Origin of the sequence: Marilutibacter maris (assembly GCF_006546735.2) — a bacterium.
In the GTDB taxonomy this organism is placed as follows: domain Bacteria; phylum Pseudomonadota; class Gammaproteobacteria; order Xanthomonadales; family Xanthomonadaceae; genus Marilutibacter; species Marilutibacter maris.
On sequence record NZ_VICD02000207.1, the window covers coordinates 1 to 20,583 of the forward strand.

General features: G+C 69.9%; 21 protein-coding genes and 1 tRNA gene. 10 read left to right on the forward strand and 12 right to left on the reverse strand.

Annotation, left to right across the window (positions count from 1 at the left end; all coding sequences use genetic code 11):
• The coding region (locus tag FKV24_RS11810; RefSeq protein WP_141482516.1) for an NAD(P)H-hydrate dehydratase at positions 1-1,244 on the reverse strand (1,244 nt) is incomplete at its 3' end.
• Between the two features lie 25 nt (positions 1,245-1,269).
• Here FKV24_RS11810 and queG point away from each other — a divergent pair.
• On the forward strand, positions 1,270-2,367 hold the full coding sequence (queG, locus tag FKV24_RS11815) for a tRNA epoxyqueuosine(34) reductase QueG (protein ID WP_170288293.1): 1,098 nt from the start codon (positions 1,270-1,272) through the stop codon (positions 2,365-2,367).
• A gap of 266 nt (positions 2,368-2,633) precedes the next feature.
• Here the strand turns inward: queG and FKV24_RS11820 are convergent, their stop codons facing one another.
• The 7 genes from FKV24_RS11820 to pcnB all read right to left on the reverse strand — a co-directional run bounded on the left by FKV24_RS11820 (position 2,634) and on the right by pcnB (position 8,767).
• Positions 2,634-3,008 (reverse strand): VOC family protein, encoded by a 375-nt coding sequence (locus FKV24_RS11820; protein ID WP_141482517.1) that lies wholly within the window; start codon positions 3,006-3,008, stop codon positions 2,634-2,636.
• Between the two features lies 1 nt (position 3,009).
• Complete coding sequence (pgi, locus tag FKV24_RS11825) at positions 3,010-4,533, reverse strand: glucose-6-phosphate isomerase (RefSeq protein WP_141482518.1); 1,524 nt, start codon at positions 4,531-4,533, stop codon at positions 3,010-3,012.
• Positions 4,534-4,555: 22 nt separating this feature from the next.
• Positions 4,556-4,936, reverse strand: coding sequence for an aspartate 1-decarboxylase (panD, locus tag FKV24_RS11830; protein ID WP_111266775.1), 381 nt, complete (start codon positions 4,934-4,936; stop codon positions 4,556-4,558).
• A 188-nt stretch (positions 4,937-5,124) separates the two neighbouring features.
• Positions 5,125-5,976 carry a pantoate--beta-alanine ligase gene (gene panC / locus FKV24_RS11835; protein ID WP_141482519.1) on the reverse strand — a complete coding sequence of 284 codons (852 nt, stop codon included), beginning with the start codon at positions 5,974-5,976 and terminating at the stop codon, positions 5,125-5,127.
• Between the two features lie 43 nt (positions 5,977-6,019).
• Positions 6,020-6,856, reverse strand: a complete 837-nt coding sequence (gene panB / locus FKV24_RS11840) for a 3-methyl-2-oxobutanoate hydroxymethyltransferase (RefSeq protein WP_141482520.1) — start codon at positions 6,854-6,856, stop codon at positions 6,020-6,022.
• A 30-nt stretch (positions 6,857-6,886) separates the two neighbouring features.
• Complete coding sequence (gene folK / locus FKV24_RS11845; RefSeq protein ID WP_141482521.1) at positions 6,887-7,396, reverse strand: 2-amino-4-hydroxy-6-hydroxymethyldihydropteridine diphosphokinase; 510 nt, start codon at positions 7,394-7,396, stop codon at positions 6,887-6,889.
• Between the two features lie 27 nt (positions 7,397-7,423).
• Entirely contained in the window at positions 7,424-8,767 is a 1,344-nt protein-coding gene (pcnB, locus tag FKV24_RS11850; RefSeq protein WP_111266779.1) for a polynucleotide adenylyltransferase PcnB, read from the reverse strand.
• Positions 8,768-8,889: 122 nt separating this feature from the next.
• Here pcnB and FKV24_RS11855 point away from each other — a divergent pair.
• Together FKV24_RS11855 and fdxA are read left to right on the forward strand one after the other, a co-directional pair.
• A tRNA-Glu gene (locus tag FKV24_RS11855) sits at positions 8,890-8,965 on the forward strand.
• A gap of 342 nt (positions 8,966-9,307) precedes the next feature.
• Positions 9,308-9,631 (forward strand): ferredoxin FdxA, encoded by a 324-nt coding sequence (gene fdxA, locus FKV24_RS11860; protein ID WP_141482522.1) that lies wholly within the window; start codon positions 9,308-9,310, stop codon positions 9,629-9,631.
• 110 nt (positions 9,632-9,741) lie between these two features.
• On the opposite strand, the gene FKV24_RS11865 is transcribed toward fdxA, so the two are convergent.
• The gene (locus FKV24_RS11865; protein ID WP_141482538.1) at positions 9,742-10,254 is read right to left on the reverse strand and encodes a hypothetical protein; all 513 of its coding nucleotides are present in this window, start codon (positions 10,252-10,254) and stop codon (positions 9,742-9,744) included.
• Positions 10,255-10,307: 53 nt separating this feature from the next.
• Positions 10,308-11,213, reverse strand: coding sequence for a 4-hydroxy-tetrahydrodipicolinate synthase (gene dapA, locus FKV24_RS11870; RefSeq protein ID WP_141482523.1), 906 nt, complete (start codon positions 11,211-11,213; stop codon positions 10,308-10,310).
• Positions 11,214-11,435: 222 nt separating this feature from the next.
• Between dapA and FKV24_RS11875 the strand changes: the two genes are divergently transcribed.
• From FKV24_RS11875 to FKV24_RS11885, 3 genes are all read left to right on the forward strand, one after another.
• Positions 11,436-11,996, forward strand: a complete 561-nt coding sequence (locus FKV24_RS11875; protein WP_111266782.1) for a glycine cleavage system transcriptional repressor — start codon at positions 11,436-11,438, stop codon at positions 11,994-11,996.
• Between the two features lie 17 nt (positions 11,997-12,013).
• Positions 12,014-12,496 carry a peroxiredoxin gene (locus tag FKV24_RS11880; protein WP_111266783.1) on the forward strand — a complete coding sequence of 161 codons (483 nt, stop codon included), beginning with the start codon at positions 12,014-12,016 and terminating at the stop codon, positions 12,494-12,496.
• A 112-nt stretch (positions 12,497-12,608) separates the two neighbouring features.
• Positions 12,609-14,021, forward strand: coding sequence for a PhoH family protein (locus tag FKV24_RS11885; RefSeq protein ID WP_141482524.1), 1,413 nt, complete (start codon positions 12,609-12,611; stop codon positions 14,019-14,021).
• Positions 14,022-14,075: 54 nt separating this feature from the next.
• Here the strand turns inward: FKV24_RS11885 and FKV24_RS11890 are convergent, their stop codons facing one another.
• The gene (locus tag FKV24_RS11890; RefSeq protein WP_141482525.1) at positions 14,076-15,053 is read right to left on the reverse strand and encodes a hypothetical protein; all 978 of its coding nucleotides are present in this window, start codon (positions 15,051-15,053) and stop codon (positions 14,076-14,078) included.
• A 736-nt stretch (positions 15,054-15,789) separates the two neighbouring features.
• On the opposite strand from FKV24_RS11890, the gene FKV24_RS11895 reads away from it, so the two are divergent.
• The 4 genes from FKV24_RS11895 to FKV24_RS11910 are packed head-to-tail and all read left to right on the forward strand — an operon-like array spanning position 15,790 to position 19,493.
• Positions 15,790-16,041 carry a helix-turn-helix domain-containing protein gene (locus tag FKV24_RS11895; protein WP_111266786.1) on the forward strand — a complete coding sequence of 84 codons (252 nt, stop codon included), beginning with the start codon at positions 15,790-15,792 and terminating at the stop codon, positions 16,039-16,041.
• Positions 16,041-17,774 carry a SulP family inorganic anion transporter gene (locus FKV24_RS11900; RefSeq protein WP_170288294.1) on the forward strand — a complete coding sequence of 578 codons (1,734 nt, stop codon included), beginning with the start codon at positions 16,041-16,043 and terminating at the stop codon, positions 17,772-17,774. The genes FKV24_RS11895 and FKV24_RS11900 overlap by 1 nt, the downstream gene beginning before the upstream one ends.
• Positions 17,775-17,820: 46 nt before the next feature.
• Complete coding sequence (gene thiD, locus FKV24_RS11905; protein WP_141482526.1) at positions 17,821-18,633, forward strand: bifunctional hydroxymethylpyrimidine kinase/phosphomethylpyrimidine kinase; 813 nt, start codon at positions 17,821-17,823, stop codon at positions 18,631-18,633.
• Complete coding sequence (locus FKV24_RS11910; RefSeq protein WP_141482527.1) at positions 18,630-19,493, forward strand: alpha/beta hydrolase family protein; 864 nt, start codon at positions 18,630-18,632, stop codon at positions 19,491-19,493. Before thiD ends, FKV24_RS11910 begins: the two co-directional genes overlap by 4 nt.
• Positions 19,494-19,509: 16 nt before the next feature.
• Here the strand turns inward: FKV24_RS11910 and galE are convergent, their stop codons facing one another.
• The gene (gene galE, locus FKV24_RS11915) at positions 19,510-20,559 is read right to left on the reverse strand and encodes a UDP-glucose 4-epimerase GalE (RefSeq protein ID WP_111266789.1); all 1,050 of its coding nucleotides are present in this window, start codon (positions 20,557-20,559) and stop codon (positions 19,510-19,512) included.
• Between the last annotated feature and the right edge of the window lie 24 nt (positions 20,560-20,583).

Here is a 20,583-nt window from a genome sequence, read left to right on the forward strand (position 1 = left end):
ACCACGCCGCCGTGACGCGCGACCAGGTCCGCGGCGGCGCCGAGACGATCGCCCTGCACATCGGCGGTCGAGCGGCCGAGCAGACGTGCGGCCTCGCCCGGGTGCGGCGTCAGCACGGCATGGCCGGAAGGTACCGCCGCCCCCTGCGCGAGCAGGTTCAGCGCGTCGGCGTCCAGCACCGCGCAGCGGGCGGCGCCCAAGGCCTCGAACAGCCCCCGTCCCCACGCTCCCTGCCCCAGGCCGGGACCGATCGCCAGCACGTCGGCCGCCTCCAGCATCGGCTCGAGCGAAGCGTCGCCGAGCGCATCGACAGCGTGCACCATCGCCTCCGGACGTCGTGCCAGCATGGCCGCCAGGTGCGCGCTGCGGGTAACCACGTCGACCAGTCCGGCGCCGCTGCGCAGCGCGGCTTCGGCGGCAAGCAGGATCGCGCCGCCGTGGCCCAGGTCGCCACCGACGCAGAGCACCCGACCGTTGCGACCCTTGTGGCTGTCGCGACGGCGTGGCCGCAACCAGCGGCCGAGATCGGCCGACGTCAGCAGCTCCGCAACCGGCTCGAGCCCGGCGCGGTCCTCGGTCGCCAGGCCGAGATCGGCCAGAGCACGGACGCCGACATGGTCCAGTGCCGCACCGGTGACCAGGCCGGCCTTGGCGGCGATGAACTCCAGGGTGCGTTGGGCAACCACCGCCGCGCCTGCGACCGAGCCGGTCGCGGCATCGACGCCGCTGGGCACGTCCAGCGCCAGCACCGGCATCGCCGCGGCATTGATCGCCTCGATCAGCGCGGCCGCCTCGCCCTCCGGCGCCCGCGCCAGCCCGATTCCGAACAGCGCGTCGACAATCAGTTCACAGTCCGGCAGTCCTCCGGCGAACGTCTGCTCGCGGCCACCGTCGGCGCGGTAACGCTCTGCCGCGGCAACCGCCAGATCCCCGCGCGGCGCATGCGCGGGCAACCGCACGACGACCACCTCGCGCCCCGAGCCCAACGCATGGCGGGCCAGTTCATAACCATCGCCACCGTTGTTGCCGGGTCCGCAGACCACCGCGATCCTGTGCGCATCGGGCCAGTGCGCGAGCAACTCGCGCCACGCCGATTGGCCGGCGCGACGCATCAGTTCGGCGGCATCGCCCAGGCGCTGCGCGGCCCGCGTCTCGATCGCGCGCAATGCGGCCACATCGAACAGGCCGACGCCGGATGGCGCGGCAACGGATGGCGATCCGCCCGGAAAGGACTCGGCATGCATCGGGCGATTCTATACTTGCACTGTCGTGAACACCGCCGCCGCCCCGGATGTCGATTACGCCGCGCTGGCCGAGCGCGTGCGCGAGCTGGCGCGCGAGTTCGGCTTCCAGCGCTGCGGCATCGCCGGCATCGAGCTGGGCGAGGACGAGACGCATCTGCGCAGTTGGCTGGCCGAGGGCCTGTACGGCTCGATGGACTGGATGGCCCGCCACGGCGACAAGCGCTCGCGCCCGTCGGCGCTGATCCCGGGCACGCTGCGGGTGATCTCGGTCGGCCTGGACTACGGCCGCAACGATGGCGAGGAGGCCTGGGACACCCTCGCCGACGGCGAGCGCGCCTATGTCGCCCGCTACGCGCTGGGCCGCGACTACCACAAGCTGATGCGCCAGCGCCTGCAAAGGATGGCCGAGCGTCTGGCGGTCGAGGTCGGCGCGTTCGGCCATCGCGTGTTCGTCGATTCCGCGCCGGTGCTGGAACGCGCACTCGCACGCAACGCCGGTCTGGGCTGGATCGGCAAGCACACCTGCCTGATCGACAAGGACGGCGGCTCGTGGTTCTTCCTCGGCGAGATCTATGTCGACCTGCCGTTGCCGATCGATCCGCCGGCCAGCGCGCACTGCGGCACCTGCACCCGCTGCATCGACATCTGTCCGACCCGCGCGATCGTCGCCCCGAACCGGCTCGACGCGCGCCGCTGCATCGCCTACCTGACGATCGAGCACGAAGGCGCGATCCCCGAGCCGCTGCGCGAGCCGATCGGCAACCGCATCTTCGGTTGCGACGATTGCCAGCTGGTCTGCCCCTGGAACAAGTTCGCGCGCCGCACCGACGAACCCGACTTCCGCGCCCGCAACGACCTCGACCGCGCGAGCCTGGCCGAACTGTTCGCCTGGGACGAGGACGAGTTCCTGCGCCGCACCGAGGGCTCGGCGATCCGCCGCAGCGGCCACGAGCGCTGGCTGCGCAACATCGCCGTCGCCCTGGGCAACGCACCGACCACGCCGGAAGTGCTGGCCGCGCTGGCGTCGCGTCGCGACCACCCCAGCGCCCTGGTCCGCGAACACGTCGAATGGGCGCTGGCCCGGCACGCGAAGGAAGCCGATCTCCCGCAGGGGCGGCCGTAGGAGCGTCCGTCTACCTCATGAGCCCAGCCCCCTGAGTCAGGGAGCGATTCGCATCGCAGATGCGAATGGGGGTGTGGCAGCGCAACGGCGGGGCCCAAGGTTTGCGCAGCAAACCTTGGGAGATATCCGGGCGCAGCCGGATATCGCCCCCCCTGACTCAGGGGGCTGGTGATGTCCTTGGGGCAAGGATTTCCTGTAGGAGCGGCGTGAGCCGCGATGAAGCATTCATGGGAACGCCGCTCCTACGGGGCAAAGGTCGTGAAGACTCAGGCCGGGTTGGCGATCTCGATCAGGTTGCCGTCGGGGTCGCGGAAATACACCGACGTGATCGGCCCGGTGGCGCCGGTGCGCGGCACCGGGCCGGCCTCGATCGCGACCTCGAGCCGGCGCAGGCGCGCGATCACCGCATCCAGCGGTTCGGTGGTCAGCAGACAGAAGTCGCCGCTGCCGCGGGTCGGGGCGGCGGCATGCGGCCGCAGCTCGCGGCCGGCCTGGTGCAGGTTGATCTTGTGCGCGCCGAAACGCAGCGCGTGACGGCCCTCGCCGAACACCACGATCTCCATTCCGAGCACGTCGCGGTAGAACGCGCAGCTGGCCTCGATCGATCGGACGGTGAGCACGAAGTGATCGAGGCGGATCATGTCAGCTCCGTCGCAGCTCTTCGAGCAGGACCCGGGTCACCGGGTCGTCGGCCTCGGCCTCGCCGGCCAGCGCCGGCAGCAGGCGACTGGCGACCTGCTTGCCGAGCTCGACGCCGAACTGGTCGAAGGCGTTGATGCCCCAGGCCACCGATTGCAGGTAGACGCTGTGCTCGTACAGCGCCAGCAGCGCGCCGAGCGCGCGCGGGGTCAGCGCATCGAGCAGGATCGTGGTGGTCGGACGTCCGCCGGCGTAGGCGCGGTGCGGATCGTCGCTGCCCTGGCCGTTGGCGAACGCCTCGGTCTGGGCCAGCAGGTTCGCATGCAGCGCGCGATGGTTGTCGGCGTACGGCGCGTCGGCGCGGACCACGCCGATGAAGTCCGCCGGCACGATCGACGTGCCCTGGTGCAGGGCCTGGAAGAAGCTGTGCTGGGTATCGGTGCCGACCCCGCCCCACCACACCGGCACGGTGTCGCCGGCCACCGGCGAACCGTCGCGGCGCACCGACTTGCCGAGGCTCTCCATCACCAGTTGTTGCAGGTAGTTCGACAGCAGCCTCAGGCGCTCGTCGTAGGGCAGCACCGCGTGGGTCGCATGACCGAGCGCGTTGCGGTTCCACAGCGCGGTCGCCGCATGCCAGGCCGCCAGATTGCGCTCCAGCGGCGAGCCCAGCACGTGCGCGTCCATCTCGGCGGCGCCGGCGAGGAAGGCCTCGAACGCGTCCATGCCGATCGCCAGCGCAATCGGGAAACCGACCGCCGACCACAGCGAATAGCGGCCGCCGACCCAGTCCCACATCGGCAGGATGCGCTCGGCCGGAATGCCGAAGGCCTCGGCCGGCCGTTCGACGTTGGCCGACACCGCGTACAGCCGCCGTGCCGCGCCCTCGCCCAGCCAGTCGCCCAGCACCCGGCCGTTGAGCAGGGTCTCCTGGGTGCCGAAGGTCTTGGAGATCAGGATGCCGGCGGTCCGCGCCGGGTCCAGGCCGGCCAGCACGCGCTGGGCCGCGTGGCCGTCGACGTTGGAAAGGAAGTGCACACGCAGGCCACGCGCGGCCGGGTCGGCCAGCGCATCGACCGCGAGCCGCGGACCGAGGTCGGAACCGCCGATGCCGACGCTGACCACGTCGGTGACCGCCTCCGCCTCCAGCGCCGCGACCAGCTCGCGCATCCGCGCGCGCGCCTGCAGCGCCTGGGCGTGGGCGGCCTTCGCCACCGGCGCCTCGGACAGGTCGCCGCGCAACGCGGTATGCAGCACCGCGCGGTCCTCGGTCAGGTTGATCTTCTCGCCATCGAACTGGGCGCGGATGCGGCCGGAGGCGTCGGCCTCGCGCAGGACCGCGAACAGCGCCTCGAGCGCATCGCGGTCGTAGCCCTGGCGGGCGAAGTTGGCGTAGACGGGACCGACCCGCAGCGCCAGCTCGCGGGCGCGGCCGGGGTCGGCACCGACCAGGTCGGAGGTGCGCCGGTCCTTCAGGCGCGCCACATGGGGCTGGAGAGCGGCGTCGATCCTGTCCGTGGCGGTCATCGAGGGCCTTTGGCGCGGACCGTCAGGCGGCCTGGGCGGGAATGGAATGGTTGGTATGGGTCAACCGGTTCTCGCGGTCGACATAGACCAGGGTCGGCTTGAACTTGGCCGCCTCGGCTTCGTCGCACTGGCCATAGGCGCAGATGATGACCAGGTCGCCGGGCTGGGCCAGATGCGCGGCGGCGCCGTTGACCGAGATCACCCCGCTGCCTTCCTCGCCGCGGATCGCGTAGGTCACGAAGCGCTGGCCGTTGTTGATGTTGAAGATGTGCACCTGCTCGTATTCGCGGATGCCCGAGATGTCGAGCAGGCGGCCGTCGATCGCGCACGAGCCCTCGTAGTGCAGCTCGGCGTGGGTGACGGTGGCGCGGTGGATCTTGGCCTTGAGCAGGTTCAACAGCATGTCGGTTCTCCGTCGCGGGACGGCTCGGCGGGGACTGGAGCGTGGAAGATGGCGGGCGGCGCGGCGGGCAGTCCGCCGGGTCCTCCTGCCTGGGCTCCCGAGTTTAGCAGTCGATGGCGCGATGCAACATAACCGCGCCTGACGCGACCGCATCCGACCCTGCCCGGCCGCGCAACACTGCGTTGCGCTCAGCGCTCGAATTCGAGGTTGTCGATCAGCCGGGTGCGGCCGAGCCGGGCCGCGATCAGCGCCACCCAGGCGCCGTCGGCATCGGCCAGCGCCGGCTCGGACAGGTCCGGGCGCCGGATCGCGGCGTAGTCGACCGCGAAGCCCTCCGCCCCCAGGCGCTCGGCCGCATCGGCCTCGACCTGCGCCCAGGGCCGCCCGGCACGCACGCCGTCGCGCATCTCCAGCAAGGTGGCGTGGATACGGGCGGCAAGCGGGCGCTCGGCGGCCGACAGGTACTGGTTGCGCGAACTCATCGCCAGGCCGTCGGGCTCGCGCAGGATCGGCGCGGCGGCGATCTCCAGCGGGAACGACAGCTCGCGGACCAGATAGCGGATCACCGCCAGTTGCTGGTAGTCCTTGCGGCCGAACAGCGCGACATCGGGCTGGACCTGGTTGAACAGCCGTGCGACGACGGTGGCGACGCCGTCGAAATGGCCCGGACGATGCGCCCCTTCGAGCACGCCGGTGACGCCGGGCACGCGCACCTGCACGCTGGCGTCGACCCCGTACGGGTACATCGTCTCCACCGACGGCAGCCATAGCGCGTGGCAGCCGGCCGCCTCCAGCCCGGCCGCGTCGGCCTCGGGCGTGCGCGGGTAGCGGGCGAAATCTTCGCTGGGACCGAACTGGGTCGGGTTGACGAACACGCTGGCGACCACCCGGTCGGCGTGGCGCAGCGCCAGCTCGACCAGCGAGAAATGGCCGGCGTGGAGGTTGCCCATGGTCGGCACCAGCGCCACGCGCAGGCCGGCGCGCTTCCAGTCGGCGACGCGCGCGCGCAGCGCACCCGGATCGGTAAGGGTTTCGAGCATGTCGTCGGGATCTTTCGGTGGGAGGCGGTCGCGGCGGCGACGCTCAGGCGTAGGAATGGTCCGCGTCGGGGAAGCGGCCTTCGCGCACCGCGTCGGCGAAGGCCGCGCAGGCGCCGGCGACCGAGCCGCCCTCGGCGAGGAAGTCCTTGACGAAGCGCGGCCGGCGATGACCGCTGTTGAGACCGAGCATGTCGTGCAGGACCAGCACCTGGCCGTCGCAGCCGGGGCCGGCGCCGATGCCGACGGTCGGGATCTCCAGCTCGCCGCTGATCGCGGTGGCGACCGGGGTCGGCACGCATTCCAGCACCAGCAGGCTGGCGCCGGCCGCCTCGACCGCGCGCGCGTCCTCGCGCAATCGCGCCGCCGCGGCCTCGTCGCGTCCCTGCACCTTGTAACCGCCCAGCCGCAGCACCGACTGCGGAGTCAGACCGAGGTGGGCGCAGACCGGAATCTCGCGTTCGACCAGGTAGCGGATCACCTCCAGCTTGTGGCCGGCGCCCTCCAGCTTGACCATCCCCGCCCCGGCCCGCAGCAGCGCCACCGAAGCCTCCAGTGCGCGCGCCGGATCGGCGTCGGCGGCGAACGGCAGATCGGCGACCAGCAGCGCACGGGACAGCCCGCGGGCGACGCAGGCGGTGTGGTAGGCGATGTCGTCGACGCTGACCGGCAGGGTGCTGTCGTGCCCCTGCACGACCATGCCCAGCGAGTCGCCGACCAGCACCAGGTCGACGCCGGCGGCGTCCATCGTGCGCGCGAATCCGGCGTCGTAGCAGGTCAGCATCACCAGCTTGTTGCCGTCGCGCTTGGCCTGGCGCAGCTCCGGCACGGTCCACGGCTTGGCGCCTGCGGCGCGGGTCTGTTTGGAAGTGGGGGCGTACATGTGCCTGGAGCCTGTTTGCACGGATCTGCCCTAGCGTAGCGCCTCGATGCCGGTGATCGCCATCGATTCCAGTTGCGCGCGCGCCGGACCGACGCCGGGAATGACCGCCTCGGGCGCGATCTCGACCAGCGGCAGCAGCGCGAACGCGCGCTCGTGCAGGCGCGGATGCGGGACCTGCAGACCCGGCAGGTCGATCGCCGCGTCGCCGTACAGCAGCAGATCCAGGTCGAGCGTGCGCGGGCCCCAGCGCGGCGCATCGTCGCCGCGGTCGCGACCGGCGTCGCGCTCGATCTCCAGCATCGCCGCCAGCAGCGCCTCGGGCGCCAGCGTGGTCTCCAGCGCCGCCACCGCATTGATGAAGTCCGGCTGCGCGGTCATCCCCCAAGCCGGGGTCCGGTAGAAACGGGAGACCGCGCGCAGGCGCGAGCCCGGCAGCGCGGCAAGCGCATCGACCGCGGCGCGCAGGGTCGCCGGCACGTCGCCCAGGTTGCCGCCGAGGCCGAGGTAGGCGACCACCGGCCGCTTCGCTTCATCGCCCATTGCCGTCGCCCGCCGATTGCCGCCGGCTCACCCCGATACGGGTTTGCGACGGCGGCGACGACGGCGGCGCGGCGGCGACGCCGTCTCGATGTCGTCCTCGGCGTGCCGTGCCGCCTCCAACTGCGCGGCGAGCACGTCGCCAGGCTTGGCCTGGGCTTCGCGCCAGAAGGCCACGTCGTCGGCATGCTCGGGCGAGGCGGTCAGGCGCAGGCTGAGGAAATCGAAGGCGGCGCGGAAACGCGGATGCGCGAGCAGACGGAACACCCGCTTGCGCTGGCGGCCGCCGAAGCGCGACTGCAGCAGCCAGATCTCCTGCATCGGCTGCGAGAACCGGCGCGGCAACGCGACCGTGTCCAACTGGTGCACGGTGACCCGATCGGCTGCGCGCCGTTGCGCCTCGGCCGCATGCACCTGCTGGGCCTGAAGCTGCGCCAGGGTCCGGCAATACGCCGGCCACAACAGCAGCGCGAACAGGAACGCGGGCGACACCGGCTCCTCGTTGGCGACCCGCTGATCGGTGTTGCGCAGACCTTCCAGCAGCATCCGGCGCAGCGCGCCGCTGCGGTTGGAGGCCAGTGCCGCGGCGCTCTCCGGCAGCAGCACCGGCAGCAGACCGTGGCGCTCCAGACCGAGGAAGCTCTCGACCGCATGTCCGGACAGGAACAGCTTCAGGCATTCCTCGAACAGCCGCGCCGGCGCCGACTCGGCCAGCAGCGGCGCCAGGGTGCGGATCGGCGCGGCGGTCGCCGGCTCGATCTCGAAGCCGAGCTTGGCCGCCAGCCGGATCGCCCGCAGCATCCGCACCGGGTCCTCGCGATAGCGCGTCTCCGGGTCGCCGATCAGGCGCATCACCCGGTTGCGCACGTCGTCGAAGCCGCCGACGTAGTCGCGAACCGAGAAGTCCTCGATCGAGTAGTACAGCGCGTTGGCGGTGAAGTCGCGACGGATCGCGTCTTCCTCGATGGTGCCGTAGACGTTGTCGCGGACCAGGCGGCCGCCGTCGACCTCGCGGTCGCCGCTGCCGTCGTCGCTGTTGGCACGGAAGGTGGCGACCTCGATGATCTCGCGGCCGAACACGACGTGGGCCAGACGGAAGCGACGCCCGATCAGGCGACAGTTGCGGAACAACTGCTTGACCTGCTCCGGGGTCGCATCGGTGGCGACGTCGAAGTCCTTGGGATGTCCGCCGACCAGCAGGTCGCGTACCGCTCCGCCGACCAGATAGCCGGCAAAGCCGGCATCGCGCAGGCGATACAGCACCCGCAACGCGTTGGAGCTGATCTCCTTGCGCGAGACGCAGTGCTGGTCACGGGGAACGGTCCGCAGCGAGACGGCGGGCGTGGAATTTTCGGTGTGGTGATCGGCTGGCATTCGGGCGGACTTTGCCGCAGCTCAATGGAATGTAAAAGAGGCGCAGAAAATCGTTGCCAATGGCGGCAACAGCCCACTATACTAGCAGGCCGCCCTGGTGCTGAGCGCCACGGCGGATCCCAGCTCCCTTCGTCTAGAGGCCTAGGACGTGGCCCTCTCAAGGCTAAAACAGGGGTTCGAATCCCCTAGGGAGCGCCATATCCCGAAAGCCCGTGCCGCAAGGCACGGGCTTTCTCATATCCGTCGCTCCCGGGGGGACTTGAACGGTTCGACGGATTCGTCGGGAACGAATCCGGACAGCCGCAGGCTGCCCGCAGGGCGCGGCACCGGGATGCGCCGCGTCGATCCTCCAGGGAGCGCCAGTTCCGAGGGCCCGTGTCGCAAGGCACGAGCCCTTTCCTTTTGTGGCGCATGCGACGCCGTGGGCGCCGCCCGACCGGCATGATCGCGGCACCCGAGCTTCCGGCCTCCCGCCCCGCCGCTATGGGCTTCCTCCGCCCCGGCCGATAGAATAACCGGCGCACCTTCAAGGAATCCGCCATGCCCTTCGTCGTCACCGAGAACTGCATCAAGTGCAAGTACACCGACTGCGTCGAGGTGTGCCCGGTCGACTGTTTCCACGAGGGCCCGAACTTCCTGGTGATCGACCCGGACGAGTGCATCGACTGCACCCTGTGCGAGCCAGAATGCCCGATCAACGCGATCTATCCCGAGGACGACGTACCGGCAGGACAGGAGGCTTTCGTCGCCCTCAATGCCGAACTCTCGCAGGCCTGGCCGGTGATCACCGCGCGCAAGGACCCGCTGCCGGACGCCAAGGACTGGGAAGGCAAGACCGACAAGCTGCCGCTGCTGGAACGCTGAGCGCATCGCCCCATCCGCGCGACCGCATCGCGCGCATCGCGGCACGAAAAAGGGGCGTCGATCGACGCCCCTTTCCGTTCATGCGCCAGGCCGCCGGCCCGGCGTCCGGCTCACTGCCCGCCCAGGGCCGTCTGCAGCGCGCGGATCAGTTGGGCCGGAGCCTCTCCTGAAGCCGGCACGCCGCGCGGGTCGACCGCCGACACGTAGGCGCCGCCCTCGACTTCGCTGACCCGGACCAGGAAGTTGCTGTCCCGGTAATTGACGTCGTAGGCGCCCAGCAGCTGCGCGCGGCTGACGATGGTGAGGCCCTCGCTCGCCTCCAGCGCCTGCCCGACCCGCGCGAACACCTCGTCGCGGCTGCCCTGGAGGTTGAACCCCAGCGCCGCGGACGCGGTACGGCGGGCCTCGACCACGGAACTGGCGGTCACGCTGCCGGTGGCCTGCGGCGCATCGCTGGCCGGAAGCGGCGGCGGCACTTCCAGCGGACGGTCGGCCGGATCGGCAGCGTACAGGTCGTTGCCCTTGCGGAACCAGCCGCAGCCGGCGGTCGCGACCAGGGCGACGGCCAGGGTCGCGGCCAACGCGGCGCGGGGGATCGCGCGGGGGATCGCGCGGGGGATCATGGGAAGGCTTGGGGTCATGGAAATCTCCGGAAAGGCCGTCGGCGACGACCGGGTCAGGCCGCGAGCGAGTTGCGGCATTCGTCCTCGATCGCGCGGATCGTGGCCAGCATGGTGGTCGCCGCGTCGCGGTGACGCTCGGACAGCGCCTGCAACGGCAGGCGCAGGTCGTGACCGATCCCCTGCAGCGTCAGCAGCGCCTTGACCGGGGTCGGGTTGGGTTCCACGCCAAGGAAGGCATAGAGCCCGTGCAGGCGCGCATCCCAGGCGCCGGCCTGCTCGGCCTTCCCGGCCAGGGCCAGGTTGCACAGCAGGCGGAACGCCGCCGGCACCACGTTGGAGGCGACCGAGATCACCCCGCGCGCGCCGGCCAGCATTGCCCGGCAGGCGGTCGGGTCGTCGCCGCTGAGCACCGAGAAATCGCGATCCTGCAGCTCCAGCAGCGCCTGCATCCGCTCCGGCTCGCTGCGCGCTTCCTTGATCGCGACGATGCGCGGATGCCCGGCCAGTTCGGCGACCGTCTCCGGCAGCATGTCGCCACCGGTCCGTGGCGGCACGTTGTAGAGCACGACCGGCAGCGCGCCGTCGTCGGCGATGGCGCGGTAGTGGGCCACCAGTCCGGCCTGGGTCGGACGCACGTAGGGCGGCGTGACCACCAGCGCCGCGTCGGCCCCCAGCGCCGCCGCGCGGCGGGTCTGCTCGACGGTCTTGGCGGTGTTGGAGTGTCCGGTTCCGGCCAGCACCGGCACGCGCCCGGCGACGAACTCGATCGCGCTGCGCAGCAGCAGGTCGTACTCGGCGTCGTACAGGGCCGCCGCCTCGCCGGTCGAACCGGCGACCACGAGGCCCTGGGTGCCCCGCTCCAGCTGCATGGCCAGCAGCCGGTGCCAGGCGTCGAGGTCGAGTTCGCGGGCGGCGTCGAAGGGCGTCGCCAGTGCGGTGATGCTGCCGGATAGTTGCAAGGGAAAACCTTTGGGAATGACGGGCGCGGCGTCGCTGACGGTGGGGTGCGCGCGCTGACACGGGCACGGCACCGATGTTACTTGCGGCGCGAAAGCGCGGGCAAGTATGCTGCCGGCAGGCGGTCGCGCCGTTCACCGGGCTGTTAACCGGGCCGGAACACGCGCCGATCGCGACACGCATCATCCGCCACACCCCTTCCAGTTTCCCGTGCAGGCGCCGCCTTGACCGATTCCGCTTCCCGGCCGTCGCCGACCGAAAACCATCTGCTGATCAACGCCTACACGACGCATCCAGAGTCGCCGCTGCTGTCGGTGACGCGCCGGATCAGCGACAGCGGCTGCAACCTGGTCGACGCTCGCCTGGCGACGGTCGGCCGCGACGTGTCGGTGACCGCGCTGGCGGTGGGCTCGTGGGATTCGGTGGCCAAGCTCGAGGCCATGCTCACCCGGCTGGAGCGCGAGGAAGGCCTGAAGCTGGTCTGGTACCGCACCGGCGCCAAGCAGGTGCAGTCGAACCTGCTGCCCTACGTGGTCGAGGTGGTCGCCGCGGACAAGCCCGGCATCCTGTTCCAGCTGGCCGACTTCTTCGACCGCCAGGGCATCACCATCGAGAGCCTGCACTGCTCGCGCTACCGGGCGATGCAGACCGGCGCCGACATGTTCTCCGCCCAGGTCACCATCGGCGTGCCGGCGAACATGCACATCGCCGCCCTGCGCGACGATTTCCTGGAGTTCTGCGATCACCTGAACCTCGATGCCATCATGGATCCGATGAAGTTCTGAACGAGGCGACCCGACCCATGGCCGAAGACGGAAAGAAACTCCCCGCCAAGACCCTCAAGCTGCCGCTGGCCCTGTCCGGCGGCGACAGCGCCACCCTCGGCGACTACGCCGGCCAGTGGCTGGTGCTGTACTTCTATCCCAAGGACAGCACCCCCGGCTGCACCACCGAGGGCCTGGACTTCAATGCGCTGCTGCCGAAGCTGAAGAAGTTGAACGCCGCCGTGCTCGGTGTGTCGCGCGACTCGGTGCGCTCGCACGACAACTTCTGCGCCAAGCAGGGCTTCCGCTTCCCGCTGGTCAGCGACGCCGACGAGGCGCTGTGCAAGGCCTTCGACGTGATCAAGCCCAAGAAGCTGTACGGGCGCGAATACATCGGCGTGGAACGCAGCACCTTCCTGATCTCTCCGGAGGGCGTCATCGCCCAGTCATGGCGGAAGGTGAAAGTCCCCGGCCATGCCCAGGCCGTCCTCGACGCACTCAAGGCTGCCCAGACGCAGTGACCCACCCCGCCCGCCCGATCCGACGCCGTCCCGCCCCGCGGGCCACGGCGGCTTTGCCCTGCCCGTCGCCCGGCACGGCCGCCGCCGCCCGTACAACCGCCAGGAAGTCCGAATGACGCGAAGCAAGCGCATCTACGTGCTCGACACCAACGTGCTGATGCACGACCCGACCGCCCTGTTCAAGTTCGAGGAGCACGACGTGTTCCTGCCGATGCAGGTCATCGAGGAGCTCGACAACGGCAAGAAAGGCAACTCCGAGGCCAGCCGCAACGCCCGCCAGGTCAGCCGCTTCCTCAACGAGCTGATCGAGGCCCAGGGCGGCAAGGGCAGCATCCACGAGGGCATCGTCCTCAACCGCCCCAATGGCCTGCAGCTGCGCGGCGAGCACAGCAGCGGGCGGCTGCTGTTCCAGACCGACAACTTCGACGCCGGTAAGCGCTTCGGCGCGGTGGTCCCGGACAATGCGATCCTCGGCGCGATCCTGGCGCTGAAGGAAGCCGAGCCGACGGTGCCGGTGGTGTTCGTCTCCAAGGACATCAACCTGCGGATCAAGGCCTCGATCGCCGGCATCGTGTCGGAGGACTACGAGAACGACCGCGCGCTGGACGACTTCAGCCTGCTCTACGCCGGCGCCACCGCGCTGCCGGAGGACTTCTGGCAGCGCAACGGCAAGGACCTGAAGTCCTGGACCGACAAGGGCCGCACCTTCTACGAGATCGCCCGCGGCGAACCCGGCGAGGGCGAGGAGGCGTGGTATCCGAACCAGTTCCTGTACCTGCCCGGCGACGACCAGTCGGAGATGAAGGTCGTGCGCATCACCGACGACAAGGTGGTGATGCAGATCGTCGACGACTTCCGCCACAGCCAGCACGCGGTCTGGGGTATCACCGCGCGCAATCGCGAACAGAACTTCGCCCTCAATGCGCTGATGGATCCGGAAATCGACTTCGTCACCCTGCTCGGCACCGCCGGCACCGGCAAGACCCTGCTGGCCCTGGCGGCGGGCCTGGCGCAGACGATGGACCAGCAGCGCTACCGCGAGATCATCATGACCCGCGCGACGGTCAGCGTCGGCGAGGACATCGGCTTCCTGCCCGGCACCGAGGAGGAGAAGATGACCCCGTGGATGGGCGCGCTGACGGACAACCTGGAAGTACTCACCCACAACCAGGACGGCGGCAGCTGGGGGCGCGCGGCGACCAACGACCTGCTCGCTTCCAGGATCAAGATCCGCTCGCTGAACTTCATGCGCGGCCGCACCTTCCTCAGCCGCTGGCTGATCCTGGACGAGGCGCAGAACCTGACCCCGAAGCAGATGAAGACGCTGATCACCCGCGCCGGCCCGGGCACCAAGATCGTCTGCCTCGGCAATGTCGAGCAGATCGACACGCCCTACCTGACCGAGACCACGTCCGGCCTGACCTACGCGGTCGACCGCTTCAAGCACTGGGAACACAGCGCCAGCGTGACCCTGCGCCGCGGCGAGCGCTCGCGCCTGGCCGACTACGCCTCCGAGGTGCTTTGAGCGCACATGCGAAAGGCGGCCGCGGAACGGCCGCCTTTCGTCGCACCACTCCGGTCAGCGGCCGGGCGTTCTGCAGCAGGTCGCGTTGACCTCATAGGAGATCACGCTCAACAGCGAACCGACCAGGCCGCAGCTCCATCCGGTCGGCTGGCCGGACGTGACCAGCGGCTGGGAATCGCTGATGCCGATGCCCAAGGGACCACCGCACCCGCCGCCGGTGGCGGTGTAGCCCGCCGGACAGCTGACCGAGCGGGTCTGCAGCCCACTCAGAAGATCCAGGTTGCCGGTCTGCTGCGCGACCGTGCAGTCCAGCGCGGTCGCCTCGGGTTCGGTGAAGTAGCCGTCGACGTCGATCACGATATCGGCCTGGGTATTGGCATACGCCTTGATCTGGCTCGCGCAACCGGGCCGGCACAGGCGGACGATGCCGTGGTTCGATACCGGTCTGCCGGTCGTGAAGTTCAGCGACGAGATCAGCGGCTTGCCCTCGTCCGCCGGGTACAGGGTGAAGTAGCCGTAGTTGACCTGGTTGACCGCGGTGACCCGCATCGACAGCGCGGCCACGTTGGCCGGGATGCCGCAATCGGTGCCGGAACCACCCTGCGCGGTGAAGTCGGTGGCGGTGGTGCCCAGCAGGTCGCGGTAACCGTTGGTCGCGATCGGCCCACCGACGATCCGGCTATCGGCGATACGACAGGTGGTGATCGGGGTGTAGACCAGGTCCGCGTCGGTCGAACCCAGTGCCATGGTGCCGACATCGCCGCCTGCGGCCATCACCGTCGGGTTCCCCAGCAGCGCGGCGCTCATGCCGTCGTAGCTGGTCGAACTGGCGGCGCGTTCCAGATTGGACATGTCCGCGCTCTGCAGGGTCGAGCTGATCTGTTGCTCCCACTGCGCCGGAGTCACGTTCTGGCTCCGCGCCCCTTCGACCGACCAGCGCGTGACGATGTCGCCGGCCAGCTCGTCGCGCATCGATTCGGGCGCCCGCCCGTCGTTGTACTGGTTGAGCCACACGACTCCAGCCGCGGTCAACGGAAGCGTCGCAACCAGAGCGACTGCGGCGATCCGAGCAATTCTGCGAGCCATATCGAATACCCCTTCTGATAGTTGAGCGGTTTTCTTCCCATGAGCACTGCAGAGCCCCCATGCGGGACCATCGGCCGCATCGGACCGATCCTGTGTACGTCGGAGCACAGCGGCTGGAAGATGTCGCCAGCACGAACGTCAACTGCGCATCCCACGCGTTGCTCCCGGCCCCCCTGGCCGGGCCTGTTCGTCGTATGTCTGGGTAGCGAAGGGTTCCCCGCCCTCCGAGTCCTGTTGAGCCGGACTTGTGGTCGCCTCCTTCCCTGAAGCTGCGTTCATCAAAGTCACAGGGGCGTGAGGTCCGCGTCAAATTCCTCGACGGATATCAAGCCCCATGTAATTTATGTGATGTACATCACATTTTGACGGCATTCAGAACCGAAATCAGGAGCGGATCACCGGCCAGGTGGCCCCGCTTCAAAAGCAATGAACACCCTATTCTGATATCGACGAGCCCGCCGCCGCCAGCGGGCGGCCAGCAACAAAGACAAAGACGGCGATACCCGACGCCGGCCAGTGCCAGAGGAACGGGAGCGGCCCATCGCCGCCGTCGCGGAAGGCATCAGGTAGCGGTTGCGTCCACCGATATGATGTATAAAACATCAAAATAAATAGATGGAACTTGCATTCAGATGAGTGAGCATCGAAACTCCGGATCACTCCCCCCTCCCCTGATCCCTCGATGATCACCGCCGCACAGATGCGGGCCGCACGCGCCCTGCTGGGCATCGACCAGCGCCAGTTGGCCGCGATGGCCGGTGTTTCGCTTCCGACCATCCAGCGCATGGAGGCCAGCGACGGCACCGTGCGGGCGGTGGTCGGCACCCTGATGAAGGTGATCGATGCACTGGACGCGGCCGGCATCGAACTGATCGGCCCCGAGCAGCCGAGCCAGGCGCGTGGACGCGGGGTGCGACTGAAGGAGCGGGAGTGATGGCCTTCGATCGCCTGCGAGCCGACCGCGCGCGGTACCTGCGCATGTTCGAACCCAAGCTGCTGACGGTGCTGCGCGAGGGCTATCGCTTCGGCGACTTCCGCCGCGACCTGGTCGCCGGCCTGACCGTCGCGGTGGTCGCACTGCCGCTGGCGATGGCCCTGGCGATCGCGTCGGGGACCGGACCGGAGAAGGGACTGCACACGGCGATCATCGCCGGCTTCCTGATCTCGATGCTGAGCGGCTCGCGGGTGCAGATCGGCGGGCCGACCGCGGCGTTCATCCCGGTCGTGTTCATGGTGATCCAGAAGTTCGGCTACGGCGGACTGATCCTGTGCACCCTGCTGGCCGGGCTGATGCTGATCGCCGCCGGCCTGCTGCGCCTGGGCACGCTGATGAAATACATGCCGCAGCCGGTGATCACCGGCTTCACCGCCGGCATCGCGGTCAGCATCTTCTCCAGCCAGGTCAAGGACGCGCTGGGCCTGCAGATGGACACGGTGCCCGCCGAGTTCATCCCGCGCTGGGCCGCCTATGCCCGCCACATCGCCACCGCCCAGCCGGCGACCATCGCGCTGGCCGTGCTGGGGCTGGCGGTGATCGTCGGGCTGCGCCGCTGGAAGCCCAACTGGCCCGGATTCCTGATCGCGTTGCTGGCCTGTTCGACCGCCGCCGCCGCGTTCGCGATGCCGGTGGAAACCATCGGCAGCCGGTTCGGCGGGCTGCCGCTGAGCCTGCCGGACTTCGCGATCCCGCACATTCCGTTCGAGCGCACGCTGGAACTGCTGCCCAGCTCGTTCACCATCGCGTTCCTGGCCGGGGTGGAATCGCTGCTGTCGGCGGTGGTCGCCGACGGCATGACCGGCGGCCGTCACCGTTCCAACGGCGAACTGGTCGCGCAGGGCGTGGCCAACGTCGGCTCGGCGCTGTTCGGCGGCCTGCCGGCGACCGGCGCGATCGCGCGCACCGCGACCAATATCCGCTCCGGCGGACGCAGCCCCGTCGCCGGCATGCTGCACGCGGTGTTCCTGCTCGCCTTCATGCTGCTGCTGGCGCCGCTGATGGGCTATGTGCCGCTGGCCGCCCTGGCCGCGGTCCTGCTGGTGGTGGCCTGGAACATGAGCGAGGTCGAGCACTTCCGCAACACCCTGTCGGCGCCCATCGGCGACCGCATCGTGCTGCTGCTGACCTTCGTCCTGACCGCGCTGGTCGACCTGACCGTGGCAATCCAGGCCGGCATCGTGGTCGCGGCCTTCGTCTTCATGTTCCGCATGTCCGAATCGATGGAAATCAGCGCCGGCATCCGGCCGACCGACGACGACCTTGCACCGCAAAGCGATGTCCGGGACGACGAGGCTCGCGACGATGAAAACCAGCGCGCCCGGCTGCCGAAGGGCGTGGAGGCCTTCCAGATCAGCGGCCCGTTGTTCTTCGGCAGCAGCAACCGCCTCGACAGCCTGCTCGACCAGTTCTTCGAGCCGCCGAAGGTATTCATCCTGCGGATGCGGCTGGTGCCGGTGATCGACGCCAGCGGCGTACATGCGCTGCGCAACCTCGCCCGACGCTGCCAGCGCCTCGGCATCGTGCTGGTGATTTCCGGACTGCAGGAGCAGCCGAACCGGGTGATCTCGAACATGCAGTTGCAGGAGCGCGACGGCGAACTGCATTTCGTCTCCAACTTCGAGCGTGCGGTCAGGCTGGCGGAAACGATCCTGGAACGTCAGGCCCACTGAGCGCGCGCACCCCGTTCCAGCGGCGCGTTCGGGGCACAATGTCGGCATGAGCGCGTCCCAGCCCATTTCCGTCCTTACCATCGCCGGTTCCGACTCCGGCGGTGGCGCCGGCATCCAGGCCGATCTGAAGACTTTCGCCGCGCACCGCGTGCACGGCCTGAGCGCGATCGCCGCGCTGACCGCCCAGCACACCCGTGGGGTCACCGCGGTGGAGGTGCCGCCGACCGCGTTCCTGCGCGCGCAGATCGAAGCCTGCTTCGAGGACTTCCGCATCGGCGCAGTCAAGCTCGGCATGCTGGCCAATGCCGAGGTCATCCACGCCGTCGCCGACGCCCTGCAAGCCCATCGCCCGCCCCATGTCGTGCTCGATCCGGTGATGGTCGCCACCTCCGGCGCCAAGCTGCTGGCCGACGACGCCCTCGGCGCGCTGCGGGACCGCCTGCTGCCGCTGGCCAGTGTGGTCACCCCCAATATTCCCGAGGCCGAACTGTTGCTCGGCCATCCGGTCGTCGACGCGGCCACGGCCGAATCGGCGCTGGCCGAGTTCGTCGAGGACCTCGGTGCGCGCGCGGTGCTGCTCAAGGGCGGGCACCTGGGCCGCGACGAGTGGGTGATCGACCGCTACTGGGACGGCGACTGTGTCGCCCAGTACGGCCACCCCAGACTGGATCTGGAGGCGCACGGCACCGGCTGCACGCTGGCCTCGGCGATTGCCGCGCGGCTGGCGCTCGGGCACCCGCTGCCGGAGGCCTGCGAACGGGCTGCCCACTACGTGAACCAGGCCCTGCTCGGGGGCTATCGTCCCGGGCGCGGCGAGGTGCTGGTGCTGGACCACTTCGGCGCGGCGGGGGCGGCATGAACGCGGCGACCGGGGCTGGGGCGGACGCCTCCGAGCTGCCTTGCGAAAGCGGCGACGGGCATCGCTGGTCGCTGCTGGTCCGGCGTCCGCCGGCACCGGCGGCGGTTGTGACCTGGCTGCCGGCGCTGGGCGTGGCCGCACGCCACTACCTGCCGTTCGCCGAAGCGCTGGCCGCGCGCGGCATCGCCACGGTGATCCACGAGTGGCGCGGCTACGGCAGCAGTTCGCTGCGACCGGACCGGAACACCGACTGGGGTTATGCGCAACTGCTCGTCGACGACCTGCCGGCCACCGAGGCGGCGGTGGCGCAGGCCTTTCCCGGCAGCGAGCGGATCCTCGGCGGACACAGCCTCGGCGGACAACTGGCCTGCTGCCGTCTGGGGATGACGCCGGCCTGCGCCGAGCGGCTGTGGCTGGTCGCCAGCGGCTCGCCGTACTGGCGGGCCTTCCCCGCCCCGACCCGCTGGTGGCTGCCGCTGGCCTATCGGTTCCTGCCCTGGCTGGCCAATGCGCGCGGTGCGCTGCCCGGCCGCAGGATCGGTTTCGGCGGCGAGGAGGCCCGGGGCCTGATCGGCGACTGGGCACGCAGCGCGCTCAGCGGGCGCTACCGCGCGCGCGGACTCGACGTCGATCTGGAAGCGAGGATGGCGGCCCTGACCCCGCGGGTCCGCAGCGTCGCCTTCACCCACGACTGGCTGGCGCCGGAGTCCGCGCTCGAATTCCTGCTGTCGAAGTTCGATCGTGCCCGGGTCGGGCACCGGCTGCTCGATGCCGACACGCTGGGCATCCGCGCCGACCACTTCGCCTGGATGAAACGACCCGACGCGGTGGCCGACGCGCTGAGCGGCGCCGACCAATAGCCCAGCATCCCCGCGCTCAGGCGACCGCGCGTGCGCGCATCGCCTCGGCCAGGCGGGTGCGGTAGCCGTCGGGATTGAGCGCCTGCCAACGCCAGGCATCTCGACACATCGCCTCGACGCCGAACTCGGCACGCCAGCCCAGCCGTTCGTAGGCCAGCGACGGGTCGGCGAACACCTCGGCGACATCGCCCGGACGCCGGGCGACGATCTCGTAGGGCACCGGCCGCTCGCTGGCGGCCTCGAACGCACGGACCAGTTCCAGCACGCTGATCCCGCTGCCGGTGCCGAGGTTGACGGTCAGCCCCCCGCGATCGCGGACCAGGTAGTCGAGCGCATCGGCGTGCGCGCGGGCCAGGTCGACCACGTGCAGGTAATCGCGCACGCCGGTGCCGTCGCGGGTCGGATAGTCGCCGCCGAACACCTGCAGGCGCTCCCGGCGCCCGGCCGCGACCTGGCACACGTAGGGCATCAGGTTGTTGGGCGGGCCGTCCGGGGCTTCGCCGATCAGCCCCGACGGGTGCGCGCCGACCGGATTGAAATAGCGCAGGTCGGCGACCTGGAACGCGGGATCGCTGGCCGCCACGTCGGCCAGCAGCTGCTCGACCACCAGCTTGGTGCGTCCGTAGGGATTGGTGACCTTCAGTTCGGCGTCCTCGCGCACCGGCACCGACTCGGGCATCCCGTACACCGTCGCCGAGGAGCTGAACACCAGGCGCTTGACCCCCGCCGCCGCCATCTCCTGCAGCAGCGCGATCGAGCCTCCGATGTTGTTGTCGAAGTACTCCAGCGGACACTGGCACGACTCGCCCACCGCCTTGAGCGCGGCGAAATGGACCACGGCATCGAAGCGGTGGCGCGCGAACACCCGGGCCAGGCGCGCGCGGTCGCGCAGGTCGAGCCGGTCGACCGCGATCGGAAGCCCCAGCAGCGACTCCAGCCGGGTGATCGCTTCCGGAGAACTGTTGCGGAAGTTGTCGACGACCACGACCTCGTGGCCGCGCTCGATCAGGACCATGCAGGCATGGGCGCCTATGTAGCCCGCTCCACCGGTAACCAGAACTCGCATCGGGGCCTCGTCGCCGTGCTTGCC

What these genes read in the sequence shown, in the direction of transcription:
- folK (WP_141482521.1), bottom strand. Translation starts at nt 7,396, where the DNA reads ATGGGCGATGAAGCGAAGCGGCCGGTGGTCGCCTACCTCGGCCTCGGC.
- panD (WP_111266775.1), bottom strand. Translation starts at nt 4,936, where the DNA reads ATGCTGTTGAACCTGCTCAAGGCCAAGATCCACCGCGCCACCGTCACC.
- panB (WP_141482520.1), bottom strand. Translation starts at nt 6,856, where the DNA reads ATGTACGCCCCCACTTCCAAACAGACCCGCGCCGCAGGCGCCAAGCCG.
- panC (WP_141482519.1), bottom strand. Translation starts at nt 5,976, where the DNA reads ATGCTCGAAACCCTTACCGATCCGGGTGCGCTGCGCGCGCGCGTCGCC.
- FKV24_RS11895 (WP_111266786.1), top strand. Translation starts at nt 15,790, where the DNA reads ATGATCACCGCCGCACAGATGCGGGCCGCACGCGCCCTGCTGGGCATC.
- FKV24_RS11865 (WP_141482538.1), bottom strand. Translation starts at nt 10,254, where the DNA reads ATGATCCCCCGCGCGATCCCCCGCGCGATCCCCCGCGCCGCGTTGGCC.
- pgi (WP_141482518.1), bottom strand. Translation starts at nt 4,533, where the DNA reads ATGACCGCCACGGACAGGATCGACGCCGCTCTCCAGCCCCATGTGGCG.
- FKV24_RS11820 (WP_141482517.1), bottom strand. Translation starts at nt 3,008, where the DNA reads ATGATCCGCCTCGATCACTTCGTGCTCACCGTCCGATCGATCGAGGCC.
- pcnB (WP_111266779.1), bottom strand. Translation starts at nt 8,767, where the DNA reads ATGCCAGCCGATCACCACACCGAAAATTCCACGCCCGCCGTCTCGCTG.
- FKV24_RS11900 (WP_170288294.1), top strand. Translation starts at nt 16,041, where the DNA reads ATGGCCTTCGATCGCCTGCGAGCCGACCGCGCGCGGTACCTGCGCATG.
- FKV24_RS11885 (WP_141482524.1), top strand. Translation starts at nt 12,609, where the DNA reads ATGACGCGAAGCAAGCGCATCTACGTGCTCGACACCAACGTGCTGATG.
- FKV24_RS11880 (WP_111266783.1), top strand. Translation starts at nt 12,014, where the DNA reads ATGGCCGAAGACGGAAAGAAACTCCCCGCCAAGACCCTCAAGCTGCCG.
- FKV24_RS11910 (WP_141482527.1), top strand. Translation starts at nt 18,630, where the DNA reads ATGAACGCGGCGACCGGGGCTGGGGCGGACGCCTCCGAGCTGCCTTGC.
- fdxA (WP_141482522.1), top strand. Translation starts at nt 9,308, where the DNA reads ATGCCCTTCGTCGTCACCGAGAACTGCATCAAGTGCAAGTACACCGAC.
- galE (WP_111266789.1), bottom strand. Translation starts at nt 20,559, where the DNA reads ATGCGAGTTCTGGTTACCGGTGGAGCGGGCTACATAGGCGCCCATGCC.
- thiD (WP_141482526.1), top strand. Translation starts at nt 17,821, where the DNA reads ATGAGCGCGTCCCAGCCCATTTCCGTCCTTACCATCGCCGGTTCCGAC.